Origin of the sequence: Kribbella sp., assembly GCF_035655035.1 — a bacterium.
Classification (GTDB): domain Bacteria; phylum Actinomycetota; class Actinomycetes; order Propionibacteriales; family Kribbellaceae; genus Kribbella.
In genome coordinates, this window is the sequence record NZ_DASRVN010000387.1 from 1 (window position 1) to 4,192 (window position 4,192).

Consider the following 4,192-nt stretch of genomic DNA (forward strand, 5'->3'; position numbering starts at 1 on the left):
GCGCTGTTCATCGAGAAGCCCCAGGACAGCTTGACCTGGAGGGCGTTGGCGGTCGCCTGGTAGAGCGCGACCAGCGGCGGCGCGGTGTCGAAGCGGGCCTCGTCGACGGCGCTCGCGAGTTGCGTGGAGGCCCAGGTCTTCATCGTGGTCACGAGTGCCTCGCGGGTCGCGAACCGGCGATGGACGGTGGTCCGGGCGACGCCGGCCGCGGCGGCGATCTCCTCCATCGAGGCGGCCGGATTCCGGTTCAGGACCCGCTCGGCCGCCTCCAGGATCGTCCGCACGGTCCGCTCGGCGTCGCTGCGCAGGGGTCGGACGGTCATGGCTCCGAGAGTACCTGCATGTTGCCCCTCTCGACATACTTGCTACACGTATGTTGCAAGTAGTAGCTTAAATAGCGTCACTTAAGATGCAAGAGGGGTTGCTATGGATCTGCAGTTGAAGGACAAGGCGGCGCTCGTCACCGGGGCCAGCCGGGGCATCGGGCTCGCGGTCGTGGAGCAGCTCGTGGCCGAGGGGGCGCGGGTGGTCGCGGTCGCGCGGTCGACCACACCGGAGCTGCGCGAGACCGGCGCATACGTCGTACCGGCGGATCTCGCCGCGGCCGACGGGCCGGAGCAGGCGGTAGCGGCGGCGCTTGCTGAGGTGGGGGAGCTGGACCTGCTCGTGAACAACGTCGGCGGCGGTGACGGCGAGCTGGCGGCCGGGTTCCTGAACCTCGACGACCAGGCGTGGCGGCAGCTGTTCGAGGTGAACTACTTCGCGACCGTGCGGACCACCCGGGCCGCGTTGCCGAGCCTGCTCCGGCAGCGCGGCGCGATCGTGAACGTGTCGTCGAACGGTGCCCGGATGCCCGCGAACGGCCCGGCGCCGTACACGACCGCGAAGGCCGCGCTGACCGCGCTCGGGAAGGCCCTCGCCGAGGAGTTCGGTCCGCAAGGAGTGCGGGTGAACACGGTGTCGCCGGGGCCGGTGCGGACCGCGCTGTGGACGGATCCAGCCGGGTACGGCGGGCAGCTCGCGCGGATGCTCGGCGTACCGCACGATGACCTGCTGGCGGCGCTCCCGCAGCAGACCGGCATGCTCACCGGCCGGCTGATCGAACCGGCCGAGGTGGCCGCGTTGGTGGTCCAGCTGTGCTCGCCGGTGACCGGGAGCATCGTCGGCGCCGACTACCTGATCGACGGCGGCAGCGTGAAGACGGCCTGAGGACGGTACCGCCGCACCTGTTCGAGGTGCGGCGGTACCGGCGGGCTACTTGGTGCCGAAGGTGTAGGTGGTGGTGGACTTGTAGGTCTCGCCGGGGCGGAGGACCGTCGACGGGAAGTTGGCGTGGTTCGGGGAGTCCGGGAAGTGCTGGGTTTCGAACGCGAAGGCGTCGCCCTGGCGGTAGGCCTTCTTGCCGATGCCCAGGAACGTGCCGTCGAGGAAGTTGCCGCTGTAGAACTGCACGCCCGGCTGGTCGGTGTGCACCTCGATCGTGCGGCCGTGCTCGGGCTCCCAGAACCGGCCCGCGAGCCGCAGGCCGTCCTGGCCGGGCTCTCCGCCGAGCACGAAGTTGTGGTCGTACCCGCGGCCGAACACCAGTTGCTGGTGGTCGCCGCGGAGCCGGGCGCCGATCGCGGTCGGCCGGCTGAAGTCGAACGGCGTACCGGCGACCGGGGCGAGCTCGCCGGTCGGGATCAGCGTCGCGTCGACCGGCGTGTACTTCGGCGCGTTCAGCTCGAGCACGTGGTCGTAGATCGTGCCGTTGCCCTCGCCGAGCAGGTTGAAGTAGCAGTGGTTGGTGAGGTTCACGACCGTCGGCTTGCCGGCCACCGTCGCGTGGTAGTCGATCCGCAGGGTGTCGCGGGTGTCCAGCGTGTACGTGACGGTGCTGGTGAGCTCACCGGGGAAGCCCATCTCGCCGTCCGGGCTGACGTAGGTGAACGCGACGCCGACCGACCTGTCGTCCTGGACGACCTTCGCCTTCCAGACCTTCTTGTCGAAGCCGATCGTGCCGCCGTGCAGCGCGTTCTCGCCGTTGTTGACCGGGATCTGGTACGACGTCCCGTCGAGCGTGAACCTGCCCTTCGCGATCCGGTTCCCGTACCGGCCGATGGTGGCGCCGAAGTACGGGCTGAGCTTCGCGTAGTCCGGCAGGTTGTCGAAGCCGAGGCTGATGTTCTCGGTGTGGCCGCGGCGGTCCGGGGTCTCGATCCGCTGCAGGGTCGCGCCCCAGGTCAGCATCGAGATCGTCACCCGGCCGTTGGTGAACGTGTACACGTCCACGCCTTGGCCGTCCGGGGTGGTGCCGAACGGGTCCTTGCGGATCTCGAGCTTGCCGTGGTGTGCGCCCATGCCGCTCAACTTATCCGGCGTACCAGTGGTGGCGGCGGTTCGGGTGGCCGCTTCCGCGGTGCTGCTGAGAGCGCCCGCGGCGGCGGCACCGAGGCCCAGTGCGCCGGCGGTCCTGAGGACCTGGCGGCGGGGCAGGTGATCGGGCATCGCAATCCCCTCAATCGTTGTAGAAACCAGACCTGGGCACGATAAGCGCGCCAGACCGGTGTGCGGAACAGTTCGTAACGGTGTGAATTCGTCCGATCTCTTCACGGGTGACCGGATCGGTCCGCTCCCGGGCCCGATCGAGCCTTCAGCCGGCCGCCGGGCAGCGGCCATGCTGAGGTCATGAGCCGAACCGCACTGATCGTGATCGACGTCCAGGAATCGTTCCGGGTCCGCCCGAACTGGCACCTGGTGAACCACCCCGACATTGCCGACCGGGTGCAGCGCCTGGTGCGGGCGGCCCGGGAGCGGGACGAGCTGGTGGTGTGGGTGCTGCACACCGAGCCCGGTACCGGTGGCGCGTTCGACCCGGCCGAGGGCCACGTCCGGCTGATCGACGGACTCGAACCGCTGCCGGGTGAGCCGGTGATCACCAAGACCTCGCACAACGCCTTCACCACAACGAATCTGCAGCAATTGCTCACCCAGGAAAGCGTTTTCGAAATCGTTGTCTGCGGGATCCGTACCGAGCAGTGCTGCGAGACCACCGCCCGGGTCGGGTCGGACCTCGGGTACGACGTCGTGTTCGTCACCGAGGCGACCGCGACGATGGCGCTCGCGCACTGGTCGATCCGGGACCAGGCGTCCGTCGAGGAGGTTCTCGCGGACCCGCGGACGCTGACCGCGGACCAGGTCACCGAGCGCACGGAGTACGTCCTGGCCGGCCGGTTCGCCACCATCCGCACCCTCGACGAGCTCACCGCCGTACCTGTGGCATCCTGACCGGATGCGTCCCACTCGCGTGGTCTTCGTACTGGTGCCTCGGCTCCACTTGCTGGATCTGGCCGGGCCGGCGCAGGTGTTCACCACCGCGAACGACTTCGGATACGGCTACGACGTGTCGTACGTGGCCGAGTCCGACGAGGTCGCGACCGCGCAGGGCGTGCCGTTGCGCACGCAGTCGGAGTGGCCCGAGCTGGAGCCCGGCGACCTGATCGTGGTCCCGGGCTGGCGGTCGCCGCGGCTGTCGCCGGAGCCGCCGATCGGGCCGGAGTTCCGGCGCCGGCTGCGGGCACACCACGCGGCCGGCGGGACGGTCGCCAGCGTGTGCTCGGGAGCCGACGCGCTCGGCTGGGCCGGGCTCCTGGACGGGCGGCGGTTCACCACCCACCACGACCTGACCGACGAGCTGGCCGCCCGCTACCCGCGAGCGACCATCGTCCGGGACGTGCTGTACGTCGAGGACGACCGGGTCATCACCTCCGCCGGCATCGCCAGCGGCATCGACCTCGCGCTGCACCTGGTCGCCGTCGGCCGCGGCGCGGAGGCCGCCGCCCGGGTGGCGCGGGAGATGGTCGTGTACGCCCGGCGCAACGGCGATGAACTCCAGGAATCCGCGATGCTCCGCCACCGCGGCCACCTCAACGACCTCGCGCACCGCGTACAGGACGTAATCGACGCCCGGTACGCCGACCGGCTCCCGCTGGCGGAGCTGGCCGGCGACGTCGGCGTCAGCGAACGCACGCTGACCCGCATCTTCACCACCGCCACCGGCCTGACCCCGCTGCGCTACCAGCAACTCCTCCGCCTCGAACGCGCCGAACACCTGATCGGCCACGGCGACACGGTCGAAGCTGCGGCCCGCGCAGTCGGCTTCGAAGACGCCCGAATGCTCCGCCGCCTACGAAGCCGCAACCCCATCTAGACC

Annotated in this window: 5 protein-coding genes; 3 read left to right on the forward strand and 2 right to left on the reverse strand. The window is 69.9% G+C overall.

Annotation, left to right across the window (positions count from 1 at the left end; all coding sequences use genetic code 11):
• The coding region (locus VFF46_RS21660) for a helix-turn-helix domain-containing protein (RefSeq protein WP_325039001.1) at positions 1-323 on the reverse strand (323 nt) is incomplete at its 3' end.
• Positions 324-426: 103 nt separating this feature from the next.
• Here VFF46_RS21660 and VFF46_RS21665 point away from each other — a divergent pair.
• Positions 427-1,209 (forward strand): SDR family NAD(P)-dependent oxidoreductase, encoded by a 783-nt coding sequence (locus VFF46_RS21665; protein WP_325039002.1) that lies wholly within the window; start codon positions 427-429, stop codon positions 1,207-1,209.
• A gap of 45 nt (positions 1,210-1,254) precedes the next feature.
• Here the strand turns inward: VFF46_RS21665 and VFF46_RS21670 are convergent, their stop codons facing one another.
• Entirely contained in the window at positions 1,255-2,487 is a 1,233-nt protein-coding gene (locus VFF46_RS21670) for an aldose epimerase family protein (protein WP_325039003.1), read from the reverse strand.
• Positions 2,488-2,667: 180 nt separating this feature from the next.
• Here VFF46_RS21670 and VFF46_RS21675 point away from each other — a divergent pair, with 180 nt between their 5' ends.
• Together VFF46_RS21675 and VFF46_RS21680 are read left to right on the forward strand one after the other, a co-directional pair.
• Entirely contained in the window at positions 2,668-3,267 is a 600-nt protein-coding gene (locus VFF46_RS21675) for an isochorismatase family protein (RefSeq protein WP_325039004.1), read from the forward strand.
• Positions 3,268-3,271: 4 nt separating this feature from the next.
• Positions 3,272-4,189 (forward strand): GlxA family transcriptional regulator, encoded by a 918-nt coding sequence (locus VFF46_RS21680; protein ID WP_325039005.1) that lies wholly within the window; start codon positions 3,272-3,274, stop codon positions 4,187-4,189.
• The last annotated feature ends 3 nt before the right edge of the window (positions 4,190-4,192 follow it).

What these genes read in the sequence shown, in the direction of transcription:
- VFF46_RS21665 (WP_325039002.1), top strand. Translation starts at nt 427, where the DNA reads ATGGATCTGCAGTTGAAGGACAAGGCGGCGCTCGTCACCGGGGCCAGC.
- VFF46_RS21670 (WP_325039003.1), bottom strand. Translation starts at nt 2,487, where the DNA reads ATGCCCGATCACCTGCCCCGCCGCCAGGTCCTCAGGACCGCCGGCGCA.
- VFF46_RS21680 (WP_325039005.1), top strand. Translation starts at nt 3,272, where the DNA reads ATGCGTCCCACTCGCGTGGTCTTCGTACTGGTGCCTCGGCTCCACTTG.
- VFF46_RS21675 (WP_325039004.1), top strand. Translation starts at nt 2,668, where the DNA reads ATGAGCCGAACCGCACTGATCGTGATCGACGTCCAGGAATCGTTCCGG.